This is a genomic window from Aeromonas piscicola (assembly GCF_000820005.1).
Classification (GTDB): Bacteria; Pseudomonadota; Gammaproteobacteria; order Enterobacterales; family Aeromonadaceae; genus Aeromonas; species Aeromonas piscicola.
This window is the reverse complement of record NZ_CDBL01000073.1, coordinates 272226-287616: the sequence shown is the minus strand read 5'-3', so window position 1 is coordinate 287616 and position 15391 is coordinate 272226. Positions and strand designations below refer to the sequence as shown.

The following is a 15391-nucleotide window of genomic DNA, read 5'->3' as shown; positions in this document are numbered from 1 at the left end:
AATCCACTAGGACGCACCATATTCCCGTGAGTTGACTCCCTTCAGGTTCAACCTCATGCGAATAAACAGAGTTGCCTGATGTGGGTTTATAGCTCAGTTGGTTAGAGCACTACCTTGACATGGTAGGGGTCGTTGGTTCGAATCCAATTAAACCCACCACTTCTCGCAAATGAAAAAGCCGCATTGCGCACCCTGCGTCCTTAGCTCAGCTGGTTAGAGCATCACCTTGACATGGTGGGGGTCGGTGGTTCGAATCCACTAGGACGCACCAGATTGAAAAAGCCCGCTCATCGAGCGGGCTTTTTGCATTCTGCTTTGCTGCCATAGCTTCCCCGCCATCCTGACACAGGTCTGCCCCCCAGTTGCCCCGCCACCAGGGGCGGGGCAACTTCGCTAGAAGAGATCCAGCTGCTGGCCGCAGATCCGGTCGAATGACTCGCCGATGAAGGGCAGTATGGCGTCGGCGATGGGTCTCAGCTGCTTGTCGATGTAGTGCTCGTAATCGATGGCGCTGCGTCTGTATTCCAGCGGTTCCGGGCCGCCCAGCGTCATCAGATAGGCTATGGTGCCCCTGTGCTGATAGCGCTGGGGCTGACCGCGGCGCAAGTTCTCCTCATCGGCCAGACGCGCCGCCCGCACATGGGGCGGCACGTTCTTCTGGTACTCCTCCAGCTTCTGGCGCAGCCGCTTGCGATAGATGAGCAAGTCATCGTGCAGACCGGCCCTGGTCTCATCCACTATGGTGCGCACGTAACCGCTGGGATCCTCGTCGTGAAACACCAGCTCGTAGAGCCGGGTCTGAAACTGCTTGGCCAGCATGGTCCAGTCGGTACGCACCGATTCCAGCCCCTTGAACACCAGATGCTCTTCCTCCCCTCGCCCCTCTTCCTGGTTTCCAACCAGGCCGGCGTAACGCTTCTTGCTGCCCTTTTCCAGCCCGCGAATGGTGGGCATCAGGAAGCGGCGGTAATGGGTCTCGTACTGGATCTCCAGATGGCTTGGCAGGTCGAACTCGCGCTTGATCAGTGCACTCCAGTTGTCGTTGATCATCCGGGCCAGCTCATGGCCAATCTCGTCCGCCTGCTGCGGGCTTGTCTCCCTAGCCAGGTGGACGAAAGTGGAGTCGGTATCACCGTAGATCACCTCAAACCCCTGCGCCTCAATCCACTCCCGGGTCTGCTGCATGATGCTGTGACCGCGCAGGGTAATGGAAGAAGCAAGCCTGGGGTCGTAGAAACGACAGCCCCCCGAGCCCAGCACGCCGTAAAAGGAGTTCATGATGATCTTGATCGCCTGGGAGAGTGCCTTATTGCTGGCTGCCTTGGCCCGATCCCGCGCCGCCCACAGGGTGGCGATGAGATCCGGCAGAAAGTGGCGAGTACGGGAAAACAGGGCGCCGCGAAAACCGGGAATGGCCTCGTCCGGGTGCTGCAACCCCTCCACCAGCCCCATGGGATCGATGCAGAAGGTGCGGATGATGCTGGGATAGAGGCTCTTGAAATCGAGCACCAGCACGTGACGATAGAGACCGGGTTTGGAGTCCATCACATAGCCGCCCGGGCTCGCCAGCCCGCCATCGGCAGGCAGATTGGGCGCCACATAGCCACCGCGATGCAGCCGTGGCAAATAGAGGTTGGTGAAGGCCGCCACCGAGCCCCCCACCCGATCGAGTTCGAGGCCGGTGAGGGAGGCCCGCTCGATGGCAAAGGGTATGAGGTGGCAGTAGTCGAAGATCTCCCACACCAGCCTGCAATCCTCCAGGTTGTAGCGGGCGAGCGCCTCCTTGTCGGAGTGGAACAGCTCGGTGATCTTCTCACCCCGGTTCGCCACATCCTCGATATCCTTGCCGCGGCCGAGCAGTTCGCTTGCCACCGCATCCAGGCTGTAGCTGGCAAACTGCCAGGTGGCGCTTTTCAGGGTATCGATGCCGTCGAGCACCATGCGCCCCGGGATGATGACGTTGCCGGTCTGGGGATCGCCCCGTGACGAGCGCCAGAAGCAGAGTTCGCGCCCTCGCCCGAGCCGCAGCCGCCGCTTGTTGAGTTCGGCGCGGCGCAGCAGCAGGCGAAAGTCGAAATTGACCACATTCCAGCCGATCACCAGATCGGGGTCGTGCTGGCTGAACCAGGTTTCCAGCGCACTCAGCAGGGCATTTTCATCCGCCACCCACTCGATGCGGGTCTCCCACGCCTCGGCACCGGCTTCGGGGGCACCTATCATGATGACCCGCGCATCCTCACGGCTGTAGAGCCCCACCGAGAAGAGCGCCCCGTCCATGGCACACTCCACGTCCAGCGACACCCAGGAGAGGCTCGGCGTCACCGCCTGCGGGGCGCAGCGCGCCTCGTTCACCTCCCAGTAGCCACGCTTGCCCCCCTTCTGCAGTGCATGGCCGCCAAAACGTACCCCGGCTGTGATGAAGCGCTCCATCAGGAAGCGCTCCGGCAGCCGGATATCCGCCTCGAAGTGCTCCAGCCCGCGGATCAGCAGCAGCTCGATGGCACGGTGAAAGGCGCTCAGGGTGGAGAAATAGCAGCCCACCACGGCACGCCCGTCGAAGGTGTGCATGGGCAGACGGCGAAATCGCCCGCTCACGCCGGCCCCCTTGAACAGCTCGGCCGCCTCCTGCATGTGGCTCTGCGGCAGAAAAAACACCGGCTCCTGCCCCGGCACCACCAGCCGCACCGGTCCCTGTTCGCTCCAGAGCCACATCACTATCTCGGTGCGTCCCCCTTGCCCGGCCCGGCCGCGCACGTCCCGGCCATGACGGGTCAGGATGAAACCGTCGCGAGGAGGCGTGGCAGGAGAGAGGGTGGTCACTGTGGGCTGGGTCGCAGTCATTCAGGATAAAGGGGTCGGCCTTGGGATGAGACTATTGTACGTTCATACAGTGCCTGGCCGCAATTGCCACGCCAGGCTGCGCGGCAGGGGCCAAGCTGGTAAGCTCGACCCTCTGCCCATGAGCCAGGAGCCCTGTCATCGCCGCCCATTCCCTGCACCTGTTCGCCCGACACGAGGAGCCATAGTGACACTTTATTCCCTGCTGGACCGGCTGGCCATTTCCTACCAGCGCATCAACCATGCCCCCGTCTTCACCTGTGAGGAGGCGAGCAAGCTGCTGCCCGACCTGCCCGCCGCCAGGACCAAAAACCTGTTTTTGCGCGACCCCAGGAGCGAGCGGCTGTTTCTGGTGGTGGCGCCGGAGCAGAGCCGGGTCGATCTCAAGGCGCTGGCCACAGCACTCGGGGTCAAGCGGCTGAGCTTTGGCTCTCCCGAGCGGCTGGTTGCCGTGCTCGGTCTTACCCCGGGCGCCGTCACCCTGCTCGCCATGGTGCGCGACACCGAGCGGGCGGTGACGCTGGTGGTGGACCAAACCATCTGGCATGCCGAACAGGTGCAGTGCCACCCGCTGGTCAATACCGCCACCCTCATCATGTACGCCGCCTGCTGGCCCACCTGGGCCGGGAGGCCACCGTCATGGCGCTGCCAGTGCAACCAGCCTGACACTCCCCAGATGGGCGGCGTGATCGACAAACTCCGTCTTGGGCGCTTGATGAATCGAGTCAGCAGCAGCTATCGATCCGGTTGTGGCCAGGATCGAGATCCAGCAGTCCAAGCCATTGATAATGGGCTGGATTCATGTTGTGATCCGGCACTGTCATGGTGACCCCCTGGGTCGAGACACAGTGACCGGCAGGACGAGCCCAGAGAGACCCCTTGATGCAAACTCTGTTTTCCTCAGCGCAATTGTTGAGCCTGGTGCTATTTGTCACGCTGTCGCACGTCGGGGTCGCGGCCATTTTCGCCTATGTGTGGCATACCCAGCGCCGCATCCGGGCCCTGCTTTACTGGTCGGCCAGCGAGCTGGCCATCGCTGCCGCCTTCGGCTGCCTGCTGATCCGCCCGCTCGCGGGGGAGACCTCCCTCGCCAATATTCTGCTGACCAACCTGCTGCTGATCGCCACCCCCTTGCTCTATGAGCGGGGCCTGCGTCATTTCTTTCGGCGCGAGGCGGACCGGCTGGACTGGCTCTGCCCCGCCATCGCCCTCACCGGCTTCGCGCTGTTTGCCCTGACCGCCAGCCTGCGGCCGCTGTCCGATGTGCACAGCCGGATCATAGTGCTCTCTGCCGTGCTCTCGCTGCAGATGGCCGTGCTGATCTGGCAGCTCTGGCGTTATCAACGGCTGGCCCCCGTCTATCGGGTGCTGCGCTTTGCCATCCTGCTGCTCGGCCTGCAGCTGCTGTTGCAACTGCTGCGGATCGCCAAGCACTTCTGGCTGCCTGAGTCCGCGGCCACCACCTTTACCGATCCCCTGCTCGGGCCCGTGATCCTGCTCAGCCTGCTCTTTACCATAGCCCGCAGCTATCTGTTGCTCAGCCTGGTGCACACCCGCCAGCAGCAGGCGCTGCTGGCAACCCAGCGCGAGCTGGAACGGCGCGCCAATCTGGACGCCCTGACCGGACTGGACAGTCGCCACCATTTCGAGCTGCAGCTGGCGGCGCGCGCACGCCGACACGCCCGCCCATGCCAGCTGCTGCTGATCGATCTGGACAACTTCAAGCTGATCAACGACCGGCACGGTCATCCCGCTGGTGATGCCATGCTGCGGGTGGTGGGCCGGGTGATCCGGGAGAACCTGCCCCCGGCGGGGCTGGCCGGGCGCCTCGGTGGCGACGAACTGGCCTTGCTAGTGATGGAGACGCCGCAGACGCTGCCCGGCTACTGCCACGCCCTGCAGCAAGAGGTCACAGAGGCGACCCGCTGGCTGGCGGGCGGCCCCATCAGCCTCAGCATGGGCCTCACCTCGCTGCAGCCGGGGGAAACCTTCGAACAGGCCTATCTGCGGGCGGATCTGGCGCTCTACGCCGCCAAGCAGACGGGGCGGCAGCGTGCCTGCATGCAGGAGCCCCACCACAGCGCGCCCCAGCCACTGCAGAGGGCAGGGCTGCGCTCATGACGGCCACCATCGAGTGCCGGGCCGCGCAACTTTCCGATGCGCCCGCCTATCGCCGTTATGTGGCCGAGTGCGGTGAAGCGGGCCTGCCGCTCTATCAGGTGGCGCAGTTTGACCCTGACCAGTGGCTGCAGGATCTGCTCGCCCATGCCGATGGACGGCATCTACCGCCGGACTACCCGCCCACCACCACCTACTTTGCCCTTGAGAAGGGCGAGATCCTTGGGGCCCTGCGCCTGCGCCACGGCGACAATCCTGCCACCCTGGCGTGGCTTGGCCACATAGGCTATGAAACCCGCCCTTCCCGCCGTGGAGAAGGGATCGCCCGCACCCTGCTGCGCTGGTTGCAGCAAGCTGTGCTGACCGAGCCCCTGCTCATCAGCTGCGACGAAGCCAACGGCGCCTCCCTCAAGGTCATAGCGGCCGCCAACGGACAATTACTGGATCGCCGCTACCATGCAGGGGATGGCTGCTGGGTTCGGTTTTACCGGCTCTCCCCCGGGATGGCCACCAGCCTGACTCGGCACGGGTGCAAATCACGGCCATAAAAAGAGCGCCTCCAAGGCGCTCATGGTGTGACTGATGAGGTGATGATGGCGGGGATCAGTAGCTGTCTTCCTGCTCGGCCTTCATTCGTGCCTGACGGGCCAGCGCCTCCTCTTCGGCGCTCTCGATCTCGTGCAGCACGGCATCGATGTCGATGGCCTCGGTGCTCTCCTCGAACAGGCCGGTCAGCTCGCTCTCGGGGGTCAGCTTACCATCTTCGAACAGCGCCCACATCTCCTTGGCGTAGCGGGTCTTGAGCAGCTCTGGGGCATACATGCCGTAGTAGTTGCGCATGTTGTTGACATCCCGCTCCAGCATGGCCTTGGCCTGGTTGTTGGCGGCGGCATCCACCACCTGGGGCAGGTCTATGATGACGGGCCCCTGGGCATCCACCAGCACGTTGAATTCGGAAAGGTCGCCGTGGATGAGGCCGGCACAGAGCATGCGCACCACGTAGCGGATCACCTTGGCGTGATCGGCGATGGCCTGCTCGGGCGAGAGCGCCACGTCGTTGAGACGGGGGGCCACGTTGCCCTCCTCGTCGGTGATGAGCTCCATCAGCAGCACGCCGTCGAGGCAGACATAGGGCTGCGGCACCCGCACCCCGGCCGCCGCCAGCTTGAACAGGGCGTCAACTTCGGTGTTCTGCCACACCTCTTCGTGCTGTTTGCGACCGTACTTGGAGCCCTTCTCCATGGCGCGGGCGCTGCGGCTGTTGCGTACCTTGCGCCCTTCCTGATAGACCACGGCCTGCTTGAAGCTGCGCTTGGACGCCTCTTTATAGACCTTGGCGCAGCGGATCTCGTCACCGCAGCGCACCACATAGACGTCGGCCTCTTTGCCGCTCATCAGCCGGCTGATGACGTCATCGACCAGGCCGTCATCAACCAGAGGTTGGATTCGATTTGGAATTTTCATGGCCGCCCTTTTACCCTATTTGCGCATCAGAAGATAGCCCCTGCGGGGCCAGCTTGCATATCCCTGTTATCTGGCGCCCCGCGGCGCCCTGATTGCCGACTTTTTGTCCACCAAACTGCCTGAATGACAAGCAGTTGTCACCCGCCTGTGCTCAACACGCCAGCCGGTGTATTTCCCTTCAGGGTTCGGGTGGCAAACCGCTGCGGATCCGCTTAATCCCCTCTTCGTAGAGACCATCCTCCCCTTCTTGATGTTCCTGGGTTTCGAAGATCTTGAGAAACCACATGTACTGCTCGGGATGACGGCGCAGCTGCCGCTCCACCATGCGGTTCATAGCGTTGACGTCAGCGGTCAAATCGTCCGTGGGATATGGATCAAACGGGGGTTCAATCTCAAGCCGGTAGCACTCTTCATCTTCGTCATAGCAGGCAAGGATGGGCACAGCACGGGCACCGGTCAGCTTCACCAGCTTGGGCAGGGCTGGCAGAGTCGCCTTGGGGTGACCGAAGAAAGGGATGAAGATGCTCTTCTCACGACCATGATCCTGATCCGGCAGGTAGAAGAAGTTATAGCCACTGCGGATGGCCTTTATGGCCGGTTTGATGCCGACACTGCGCTCATACACCTTGCCGGCTTTGGATCGCTCGCGGTTGATATACCAGTCAAACACCTGATCTTTCGGGCTCTTCATCATGGTACAGAGCGCAAGACCCTCATCGGTCAGGTAGCGGCCAATCATGTCCACCGCCCAGGTGTGAGGCACCACCAGTATCATGGGCCGCCCTGCGGCCTGCTCCGCCGCTATATGTTCCCAGCCCTGCACCTTGATGCGGCGCTTGAGATGCGCTGCGCTGCGCAGGGTCAGCTCGCCAAAGCCCATGAAGGTCTTGAGGCCGGTGCGGATCGCCTTGAGCAGCAGTGTGCGGCGCCCGGCCGCATCCAGCTCGGGAAAGCAGATCTTGAGGTTGGTCTCGGCGATATAGGCCTGTTTCCTGGAAAAGCGCAGCAAGGCAGGTGCCATGACATTGGCAAAACGATCGCGCAGCCCGTGGGGAACCAGCGCCAGCAGGCACAACAGACCGAGCGCCAGCCAGCTGCCCCACCAGCGCGGGTGAAGCAGATGGGCATGAAATGAGGTGTCAAAAACCGGATCGTGTGAGGACATGGCCGCCATCAAGTCATAGAAAAGAAACGGTTATTTTAATTATCCTGATATTTTTTTCCACTTTGGGGTGCAAGGGGCTGCACCATCTTGGGCGCGGCGCCCACAAAAATGGCCCCGAAGGGCCATGACAAACAGCGCTGACACACCCTCAGGGGCGAGGGGGAAGATCTCCCCGGATCCGTTTAATGCCCTCTTCGTAGAGGCCATCCGGCCCCTCCTGATCCTCGCGGGTATCGAAGATCTTGAGGAACCACATGTACTGGCCGGGATGACAGGTCAGCTGCTGCTGTACCATGTCATTCATGCGGCACGTATCCGCCATCAGATCGGCACTGGGGTAATCCGTAAACGGCGCCTCTATCTCCAGACGGTAGCAGTAGTGCGCCTCGTCATAGCAGGCCAGCAAGGGCACGGCCCGGGCACCGCTGACCTGCACCAGACGTGGCAGGGCCGGCAGGGTCGCCTTGGGGTAGCCGAAGAAGGGGGCAAAGATGCTCTTCTCGCGGCCATGATCCTGGTCCGGCAGATAGAAGAAGCTGTGTCCCCCCTTGATGGTCCGGATCACCGCCTTGATGCCGGCGCTGCGCTCGTAGACGCGGCAACCGTTCTTGGCCCGGGCCCGGTTGAGGTGCCAGTCAAAGACCGGATTGCGGGAGCTTTTCATCATGGTGCACATGGGCACCCCGCGTTGGGTGAAGTAGTAGCCGGCAGCATCGACCGGCCAGCTGTGGGGCACCACCAGGATCACAGGGCGGCCGGCGGCCTGTTCGGCCTCGATATGTTCCCAGCCGCTCACCTGGATGCGGCGCATCAGATAGGCGGGGCTGCGCACCGTGAACTCACCGAAGCCGAGCAGGGTCTTGAGGCCGATGCGAATGGAGGTCATCAGGATGGCATCGCGCTCGGCGTCGCTCTTGTCAGCAAAGCAGATATCCAGGTTGGTCCTGGCTATGTATATCTGCTTCTTGGACACCTTGACGATCAGTGGGGCCAGCCATTCTGCCAACTTGTCACGCCAGCGGGGCGGCACGAAGGCGAGCAGACAAAGCGCACCGAGCGCCAGCCAGCTCGGCCAGTAACGCGGGCGCAACAAACGGGTCTGAAAAGAGGAGTCAAACACAGGATCTTGGGCAGACATGAATGAGGTCAAACGAAGAAAATGGGGTTGCATTGTATTCGTCCTGACAGGTAATACCAGTGAAATTCATCGTAAGCCCCCCACTGTGAGTGCTGGTTCAAAAAATGGATCCGCCAGGGACTGACCCCCTCCTTCGACCCGCGAGAAGAGACAAAAAAGCGCTCCACCTATGGTGAAGCGCTGTCGCTGCTGTCTGGTCAGTGGAGCATGTCATCACGCATGCCCTTCTCGTTGACTGACCCCTTATCCCATCGCTCTCCAGCGGAGTCTTTGCCTAGCGGCGGGCGCCGTGCTGGGCCATGTCGGGCGCCATGCTCCTGTCACCCAGCGGCAGGAAGAACATCAGATAACGCAGGGCCACGTAGCCGACAATCAGGGTGGCGGCGCCCAGCTCGAAGTGGGCCAGCAGGTTGATCTGCTCCACATAGTGGGCCGCTTGCGGCCACTGCGCCAGCAGGTGCCCCACCTTGAACAGGGCGGTGGCGCCTATCACCAGCGGGAAGGTGAAGGCGGCATAGCCAGGTGAGAACGGCAGACGCAGCAGCTTGATGAAGGCCAGGTAGATGATACCGGTCATCAGGATGGCGATCCCCAGCAGCACGGCTACCAGCAGCAGGGAAGGATCCTCGGTCACCGTCAGGTAGCCGGCCAGTGACAGGCTGGCAGGGGCCGCCAGAATGGCGATGGTCGGCTTGGCAGCATCCGGCACTTCATGGCTGAAGATAAGACGGTAGAGCATCAGCGGCAGCATCAGAGCGTAGCAGAGCATGCCGAACCAGAGCAGACCGTCGGCCAGCGCGGCAAACTGGCCGCCGGGAAAGGCGACGTCAGCCACGATAATACCCACAGGCGGCACGAACCAGCTCGGTACCATGTGATGGATCTCGAACTGTCTGGCCCTGTGCCAGATGAAGGTCGCCAGGAAGAGAAGGTGCAGCACCACGGCAAACAACCAGAGCCCCTCGCCAAGACCCGGGCTCAGCATGCCAACCGCCTTGGAGACCACCATGGTGCCCATGGCATAGGTGGGCACCACGCTGCCCACCACGGGGTGAGCCAGATCCTGCCACAGCAGGCGCGGATGGAGCAGAAACTTGAAGGTGAGGATCACCAGCAGCACGGCGGCGACGGCGGCGCCCAGCAGTTGCAGGCGGCCATCGAACTGACCGGCATTTTCCCAGCACCAACCAAGACTGGCGATCCCGAGTGCCAGGCCCGCCATGGGGGTCGGGGCTTTGCCTAAGGATTGACGGGTTCTTGCGATCATGTCTGAAACCTCTTGTGAGAGACGATGTGCATAGGATAAAGAGTGGCTATCGTTTACGATATCTAAATGAATTGAATCAATCGTTCAGGATAACCAAACATGAAACTGACCCTGCAACAACTCAAGGTGTTCGCCACCATAGCCCGCTACGGCAATTTGGGGTTGGCCGCCAACGAGCTCTGCCTGAGCAAGGGTGCCGTCTCCCAGTCGTTGCAGGAGCTGGAGCGCCAGCTCGCCACCCCCTTGTTCGATCGCATCCACCCCAGATTGCAGCTCAACAACGAGGGGCGCCTGCTGCAACCGGCCGCCGAAGAGTTGCTGACCCGGATGCAGGATATCGAAACCCTGTTCAGCCCCGATGCCGAGCCGAGCGGCCAGCTGCGCCTCGGCGCCAGCCAGACCATTGGCAACTACCTGCTCCCTACCCTGCTGGCCAGCAGCAAACAGGAGCTGGGCCTGCCCCCCAGGGTCACCATCACCAACACCCACAAGCTCTGCCATCTGCTGGCCAACTTCGAGCTGGATCTGGCATTGATAGAGGGGCAGAACCACCACCCGGATCTCGTCAGCGAATCTTGGCTCGATGACGAGATGCTGATCGTGGCGCACCCCGGCCATCCCCTCGCCCGGCGCAATCGCCTGTCGCTCGGCCAGCTGAGCGATGAGACCTGGGTGCTGCGCGAACCCCAGTCGGGCAGTCGCGAACAGTTCGAGCTGCAGATCCAGCCCGAGCTGCCCCGCTGGCAGGCAGGGCTGGAACTCAACACCCTGGAGGCCGTGATGCTGGCGGTTGAAAAAGGGCTGGGGATCTCCTTCATCTCCCGCCTGGCGGTGTCGGATCGGTTGCAGACCGGTCGGCTGGTGGCCTTCTCCCTTGCCCGGCGCTTCCCCCGCCAGCTCTCCCTCATCTGGCACCGGCAGAAATACCACTCGGCCACCCTGCGCCGCTTTCTGCAGTTTTGCCGCGTTCAGGAAGGTGCCCTGCCTCAGCCTCAGGCGACCACGGCAGGGGCGCCAACAAGCAGATAGGGTGAGCACCTGAGACATGACGGCTCGCCGCTTCCCGCTCAAGCCGGCAAGCGATCAGACAAAAAGAGAGGGCGCCCCGGCGCCCTCTCTGCACATCATGATCACGAGCTGGCTTGCAGGCCGCGCTCGACCCAGCCCAGCACTTGTCTGGTCAGGGCCTGCGGCACCCAGGGGGAATCGCTCAATCCCTGCCTGACACAGGCTGCGAAATGATCCGCCTCGTGCTGCATGCCACCGCCCGCCACCGGCAGCGCGATGTCGTGCGGCCAGGCCGGCAAGGGATCACCCGTGAGCCAGCGTACCTGCTGGGGGTTCCACCACTTGCCGACCAGTTGCAGCGCCCAGCCCTCGCCGCCCAGATACGCCGCCTTGTCGAGTTCCTGGACGATGGAGGCATCCAGCTCGGCCACGAGGGGGCCGGCAAAGCGGAAGCTGGCGGCCACGTCCACCTCGCCCGTCTGGCGGGAAAGAGCGACCTGCGGCTCACCCGCAGCCAGCTCCAACGGGTGACAGATGGCGGCGTAGAGCCAGAGCGGATAGACACCCACATCCCAGGCGGCGCCGCCGGCCAATGCGGGATCAAACAGCTTGCCGTCTCGCTCCTGCACCGAGCCGAAGGCCGCCTGCAGCCGATTGGGGGCAGGCAAGGCGCCGAGTCGCCGCAGCAATTCGCGCATGGCGGGGAAGCACATCACCTTCATCGCCTCCATCAGCAGCAGGCCGCGCGTCCGGGCAAGCAGCACCAGCGCATCCCAATCTGCTACTCGGGTCACCGCCGGCTTTTCCACCAGCACGTGCTTGCCCGCCAGCAACATCTGCCTGATCAGGGCGGCGTGCTCGGGGTGGATCACCGCCACATAGACGGCCTCCACCTCGGTGCTTGCCGCCAGCGCCTGATAGCTGTCATAGGCAAGGGGTAGCCCCTGCTCATCGGCAAAAGCCCGGGCCCGCGTCTGATCACGGGCGGCGATCGCCACCACCCGGCCCAGGCGGGCGTGATCATTCACGTCCCGGCAGAAGCGACGGGCAATGGCCCCAGCACCGGCAATACCCCAGCGCAGTGGCGCCCCGCTCAGTTCCTCTGTTTGCATCCGTTCTTTCTCCTGCACGGGTTATGCCTTGGCCAGACTGCGCAGCCAGCGGATCTCGTCGCCCCAGATCGTCTCGTCTATGGTCTCCAGGATCAGCGGAATGCCGTCGAAACGAGCGTCATTCATGATGTGGTGGAATACCGCCTCCCCCAGATTGCCTTCACGCAAGCTGTGGTGGCGATCGACCCGGCTGCCGAAGGTGCACTTGGCGCCGTTGATGTGCATCCCCTTGAGATATTGGAAGCCGACGATGCGATCGAAGTCGGCAAACACCTGAGCGCAGGACTCAGGGGTACGCAAGTCGTAACCGGCGGCGAAGGCGTGGCAGGTATCGAAGCAGATACCGACCCGACTCTTGTCCTCCACCCCGTCGATGAGGGTAGCAAGGTGTTCGAACGACCAGCCGAGGTTGGTGCCCTGCCCGGCTGTGTTCTCGATCACCGCCGTCACCCCTTGGCTGCGCTCCAGCGCCCAGTTGATGGATTCGCTCACCAGTGTCAGGCTGGCCGCTTCCGGGATCTGTTTGAGGTGGCTGCCGGGGTGGAAGTTCAGGTAGCAAAGTCCCAGCTGCTCGCAGCGCTTGAGCTCATCGAGAAACGCATCGCGAGACTTGGCCAGGCCGTCGGGATCGGGATGGCCCAGATTGATGAGGTAACTGTCGTGGGGCAGGATCTGCTCCGGGCGAAAACCGGCTTTCTCGCAGGCCAGTTTGAAGGCGCGGATACTGGCCTCGGACAGCGGCGCCGCCTGCCACTGGCGCTGGTTCTTGGTAAACAGGGCGAAGGCGTTGGCACCGATGGCCTCTGCGCGGGCTATGGTGTTCTCCACCCCGCCGGCGGCACTGACGTGGGCTCCGATAAATTTCATCTTATCTCCTCTGCGCGCTTGCTGGGTGCGCACGTCTCGCGGTCGCGAGGCGCGGCAACCCCTGATGGGGCGCCATTATGCCCAAGCCCGCCCCTTGCGCCAAACAGGGATTGTCGATGGCGGTAATGGAAAAGGCGCCCGAAGGCGCCTTGGTGATCATGGATGTCGGGCTCGCCCTCAATAGGCCAGACCGGCACCATAGGGGTAGAGCGGGTTCGCGGAGTCCTTCGCCACATCCGGGTGCTGATTTTGCACCGCCTGCCAGCTGGATGGCAGCTCGAAGGGCAGCTTGCCGCGAGCCTTGGCCTTGCCGCTGATGACGTCGAACAGCGCCTGATCCAGGGCCCCGAAGTTGGCCAGCAGCACCTGCGCCGCCGGTGCTACCTCGGTCAGGATGGCGGGCCTGTCCAGATAGACGGAGAGCACCATGGGCACCCCGGCCTGCGCTACGGCCTGGATGGCTGCGTACTCGTCCGCCCCGCGGTAGACCCCCTCGTGGGCCGTCTCCTGCACCACCTGATCTGCGCTTGCAAAACCGAGCTGACCGAAGTGGATGCTGCCGAACGGGAAGCGGGGATCCTGCTCACCCGGGGCATTGACCCGCACTATGGCGAGATCGGCCTGGGCCAGCTCAGTCACTACCGTGTAGCCGTTGGCTGCGGCCACCTCGGCATTGACGTTATGCAGGTAGACCCGCTTGCCATCCGCCTTGAGTGGCAACATGGCCCCCTCGTTTTTCAGCAACACATGGGACGCCGCCTGGGCGGCCTGGGCGGCTTGCTGGAACTCGGCCTTACCCACCAAGGCCACCGCGGCCTGGGTATCCACATAGGGGTTTTCGAACAGCCCCAGGGCGAATTTCTGCTCCAGGATCCGCTCGGCCGAGGTGGTGATCGCCGCCTCGGTCACCAGGCCGCTCTGCACCGCCACCAGCAGGGGGGCGGGATCTTCCACGCCGCCAAACTGATCCACCCCAGCGTCGATGGCCTTGGCGTAGCGCTCAGCCTTGGTGAGCTTCTCCACACCCCAGGACATGCCAAAGGGCACAGTCCAGGGGCTGACGCCCGCCGTCACCTCATCCTGGGTCAGCCCCTGCTCGCAGCGGGCGTTGCAGTCGTTGACGATGCCCCAGTCACTCAGCACCACGCCGTCGAACTTGAAGTGACCCCGCAGCAAGTCGGTGAGGATCTGGCGGTTGAAGCCAAAGCCCACCTCCTCGATGGCCTGACCTTTATAGGTCAGCCCCTCGGGCAGGGCGTAATAGGGCATCACGGCCCCCACCTTGGCCTCGAAGGCCCCCTCGAAGGGCACCAGGTGATAGGCGAACTGGCCACCGGGATAGACCTGCTCCTTGCCCCAGGGGTTGTGGGCATCCAGGCCGTCTTTCTGGGGACCGGCCCCGGCGAAGTGCTTGACCACTGTGACCACGCCCTCCTTGCCTACGCCGTCGCTCCCCTGCTGGAAGCCCTCTATATAGGCCTTGACCAGGGATTTGGCGAGCAGGTTGTCCTCACCGAAGGTGCCGTTGATGCGACCCCAACGCGGCTCGGTCGCGAGATCCGCCTGGGGAGAGAGGGCCTCGTGAATGCCGACGGCCCTGTACTCCTGACGGGCGATGTCGCCAAAGCGTTGCACCAGGGCAGCATCGCCGATGGCGGCGAGACCCAGGGTCTCCGGCCACTGGGAGAAGGCCCCGGCGCCTATGCTGGTGGCGTTGGGATCATGGGTGAAGTGGTTGCGGGGATCTGTGCTCACCGTCATGGGGATGCCGAGCCCCACCCCTTCCAGCAGGGCCTGCAGCCGGTTATTGTCCTCGGCGATGGCCGCCGGGTCCCCCGCCATGCGGGTGATGAAGGTATTGACGCCATCCTCGCGCAACATCTTGTCCATGGCGGTGAGGTTGACCCGCCCGTCTGCGTTCAGCACCAGGGTGCCGTGCATCATCAGACCTGCCTTCTGCGCCAGGGAGAGCCTGCCCACCAGATCCCGGGCCCGCTCGGCGGCGCCAAGGCGCCAGTCTTCATAGGGGGTCAGGGCGCCGCTGCCATCGAGATCCTTGAATTGCAGGCCATCCTGCTCGATCAGGCTGACGGTGCGGTGGCCCAGGGTGGGCTGCTCCGGCTTGGGGCTGGAGTCGTTGCCATTGCACCCTGCCAGCAGCAGGACGCCCATGCTCAGGGTGAGGCGGGTCAGAGCGAAGGGGGGATATGTCATTATTGTTATCTTCCTTGTGTGTGTAGGTCCGGCCACTGTATGCAAAATCGGCCCGCCTCACTTGCCCTGCGGGTGCAGGGAATTGCCGGTTGGGAGCAAGTTCAAAAAGTGTGAAAAGGGTTGCAGGGTTACCCTTGGTTACATTTCTGAAACATGAAGCCGAACCTGGCTCACGGCAATTCATAGCCGTTGGCGGATGA

11 protein-coding genes, 2 tRNA genes and 1 pseudogene are annotated in these 15391 nt (G+C 63.1%); 6 read left to right on the top strand and 8 right to left on the bottom strand.

What is annotated here, in order from left to right:
• Window positions 1-82: 82 nt before the first annotated feature.
• Window positions 83-159, top strand: a tRNA-Val gene (locus BN1128_RS19330).
• Window positions 160-194: 35 nt separating this feature from the next.
• A tRNA-Val gene (locus tag BN1128_RS19325) sits at window positions 195-271 on the top strand.
• Between the two features lie 122 nt (window positions 272-393).
• On the opposite strand, the gene BN1128_RS19320 is transcribed toward BN1128_RS19325, so the two are convergent.
• Complete coding sequence (locus BN1128_RS19320) at window positions 394-2841, bottom strand: DNA polymerase II (RefSeq protein ID WP_042871747.1); 2448 nt, start codon at window positions 2839-2841, stop codon at window positions 394-396.
• 184 nt (window positions 2842-3025) lie between these two features.
• Here BN1128_RS19320 and BN1128_RS19315 point away from each other — a divergent pair.
• From BN1128_RS19315 to BN1128_RS19305, 3 genes and pseudogenes are all read left to right on the top strand, one after another.
• Window positions 3026-3504: pseudogene (locus BN1128_RS19315) on the top strand (prolyl-tRNA synthetase associated domain-containing protein).
• 216 nt (window positions 3505-3720) lie between these two features.
• Window positions 3721-4959 (top strand): GGDEF domain-containing protein, encoded by a 1239-nt coding sequence (locus BN1128_RS19310; protein WP_042871745.1) that lies wholly within the window; start codon window positions 3721-3723, stop codon window positions 4957-4959.
• Window positions 4956-5504, top strand: coding sequence for a GNAT family N-acetyltransferase (locus BN1128_RS19305; protein ID WP_042871743.1), 549 nt, complete (start codon window positions 4956-4958; stop codon window positions 5502-5504). The genes BN1128_RS19310 and BN1128_RS19305 overlap by 4 nt, the downstream gene beginning before the upstream one ends.
• A 55-nt stretch (window positions 5505-5559) precedes the next feature.
• On the opposite strand, the gene BN1128_RS19300 is transcribed toward BN1128_RS19305, so the two are convergent.
• The 4 genes from BN1128_RS19300 to BN1128_RS19285 all read right to left on the bottom strand — a co-directional run bounded on the left by BN1128_RS19300 (window position 5560) and on the right by BN1128_RS19285 (window position 9990).
• Entirely contained in the window at window positions 5560-6420 is an 861-nt protein-coding gene (locus BN1128_RS19300) for a PA4780 family RIO1-like protein kinase (RefSeq protein ID WP_042871742.1), read from the bottom strand.
• A gap of 178 nt (window positions 6421-6598) precedes the next feature.
• Window positions 6599-7594 carry an LpxL/LpxP family acyltransferase gene (locus BN1128_RS19295; protein ID WP_042871739.1) on the bottom strand — a complete coding sequence of 332 codons (996 nt, stop codon included), beginning with the start codon at window positions 7592-7594 and terminating at the stop codon, window positions 6599-6601.
• Window positions 7595-7733: 139 nt separating this feature from the next.
• Entirely contained in the window at window positions 7734-8723 is a 990-nt protein-coding gene (lpxM, locus tag BN1128_RS19290; protein WP_042871896.1) for a lauroyl-Kdo(2)-lipid IV(A) myristoyltransferase, read from the bottom strand.
• A gap of 274 nt (window positions 8724-8997) precedes the next feature.
• Window positions 8998-9990: a TDT family transporter gene (locus BN1128_RS19285; RefSeq protein ID WP_042871737.1), complete on the bottom strand. Its 993-nt coding sequence runs from the start codon at window positions 9988-9990 to the stop codon at window positions 8998-9000.
• Between the two features lie 99 nt (window positions 9991-10089).
• On the opposite strand from BN1128_RS19285, the gene BN1128_RS19280 reads away from it, so the two are divergent.
• A complete protein-coding gene (locus BN1128_RS19280) occupies window positions 10090-11019 on the top strand; it encodes a LysR substrate-binding domain-containing protein (protein WP_042871736.1) in 930 nt (309 codons plus the stop codon).
• Between the two features lie 101 nt (window positions 11020-11120).
• Here BN1128_RS19280 and BN1128_RS19275 read toward each other — a convergent pair whose 3' ends face one another.
• From BN1128_RS19275 to BN1128_RS19265, 3 genes are all read right to left on the bottom strand, one after another.
• Complete coding sequence (locus BN1128_RS19275) at window positions 11121-12110, bottom strand: Gfo/Idh/MocA family protein (RefSeq protein ID WP_042871734.1); 990 nt, start codon at window positions 12108-12110, stop codon at window positions 11121-11123.
• Between the two features lie 21 nt (window positions 12111-12131).
• Window positions 12132-12977 (bottom strand): deoxyribonuclease IV, encoded by an 846-nt coding sequence (gene nfo / locus BN1128_RS19270; protein ID WP_042871732.1) that lies wholly within the window; start codon window positions 12975-12977, stop codon window positions 12132-12134.
• Between the two features lie 177 nt (window positions 12978-13154).
• Window positions 13155-15191, bottom strand: coding sequence for a glycoside hydrolase family 3 protein (locus tag BN1128_RS19265; protein WP_042871730.1), 2037 nt, complete (start codon window positions 15189-15191; stop codon window positions 13155-13157).
• Window positions 15192-15391 lie beyond the last annotated feature (200 nt).

Excerpts from the sequence above, each read along its gene's own strand:
- nfo (WP_042871732.1), bottom strand. The coding sequence starts at position 12,977 with ATGAAATTTATCGGAGCCCACGTCAGTGCCGCCGGCGGGGTGGAGAAC.
- BN1128_RS19275 (WP_042871734.1), bottom strand. The coding sequence starts at position 12,110 with ATGCAAACAGAGGAACTGAGCGGGGCGCCACTGCGCTGGGGTATTGCC.
- BN1128_RS19320 (WP_042871747.1), bottom strand. The coding sequence starts at position 2,841 with ATGACTGCGACCCAGCCCACAGTGACCACCCTCTCTCCTGCCACGCCT.
- BN1128_RS19285 (WP_042871737.1), bottom strand. The coding sequence starts at position 9,990 with ATGATCGCAAGAACCCGTCAATCCTTAGGCAAAGCCCCGACCCCCATG.
- lpxM (WP_042871896.1), bottom strand. The coding sequence starts at position 8,723 with ATGTCTGCCCAAGATCCTGTGTTTGACTCCTCTTTTCAGACCCGTTTG.
- BN1128_RS19265 (WP_042871730.1), bottom strand. The coding sequence starts at position 15,191 with ATGACATATCCCCCCTTCGCTCTGACCCGCCTCACCCTGAGCATGGGC.
- BN1128_RS19295 (WP_042871739.1), bottom strand. The coding sequence starts at position 7,594 with ATGGCGGCCATGTCCTCACACGATCCGGTTTTTGACACCTCATTTCAT.
- BN1128_RS19300 (WP_042871742.1), bottom strand. The coding sequence starts at position 6,420 with ATGAAAATTCCAAATCGAATCCAACCTCTGGTTGATGACGGCCTGGTC.
- BN1128_RS19305 (WP_042871743.1), top strand. The coding sequence starts at position 4,956 with ATGACGGCCACCATCGAGTGCCGGGCCGCGCAACTTTCCGATGCGCCC.
- BN1128_RS19280 (WP_042871736.1), top strand. The coding sequence starts at position 10,090 with ATGAAACTGACCCTGCAACAACTCAAGGTGTTCGCCACCATAGCCCGC.
- BN1128_RS19310 (WP_042871745.1), top strand. The coding sequence starts at position 3,721 with ATGCAAACTCTGTTTTCCTCAGCGCAATTGTTGAGCCTGGTGCTATTT.